Raw genomic sequence first — 611 nt, 5'->3', positions numbered from 1 at the left:
CGGTATTTGGCAAGTCATTCTGCTTGTGTTGGTCCTTATCAGTTAGAGAGTTGGCGTTCTGGAGAAGGGATTTTATTGCGTGCAAGCTCCAATTATTGGGGTGAGGCGCCTAAATTAAAGAAGATTTTAATTCGTCATGTCGCGGAGCCTGGAACACAACGTTTATTGTTGCAAAAACACGATATTGATGTGGCGCGTAATTTGATGCCAGAGGATTTGGCAGATCTCCAAGCAACAACGGATATTAAGGTTGAAAAAGTGTTAGAGCCATCCGTGATCATATGGGGGTTCAATGTGACAAATCCAGTTTTTGCTAAGGAAAAAGTGCGTTTAGCGATGCGCTATCTTATTGATTATGAAGGACTCAGTAAGACCCTTCTCAAAGATGTTGGTGTTTTACGTGCAAGTTTTATTCCTCTTGGGAATCTTGGAGCTTTGGATGAAAAAGAAGGACAACCCTTTAAACTTGATCTCCAAAAAGCAAAGCAGCTTTTAACGGAAGCCGGTTACCCAGATGGTTTTGAGGCCAGTATTTTTGCTGGTGCCTCTCCTTATCCTTTTGCTTTGCCTATTGCTCAGTCTCTCCAAGACAACGCAAAAAAGGTTGGGGT

1 protein-coding gene is annotated in these 611 nt (G+C 42.6%); it reads left to right on the top strand.

Annotated elements, in window-relative coordinates:
- Positions 1-611: ABC transporter substrate-binding protein (locus ACFINF_RS09485; protein WP_375620627.1), on the top strand; the 611-nt coding region annotated here is incomplete at both ends.

Source organism: Bartonella sp. TS25HLJMH, assembly GCF_042193505.1.
In the GTDB taxonomy this organism is placed as follows: Bacteria; Pseudomonadota; Alphaproteobacteria; order Rhizobiales; family Rhizobiaceae; genus Bartonella; species Bartonella grahamii.
Note: the sequence above shows the minus strand (reverse complement) of the source record. Positions and strands in the feature narration are given on the sequence as shown.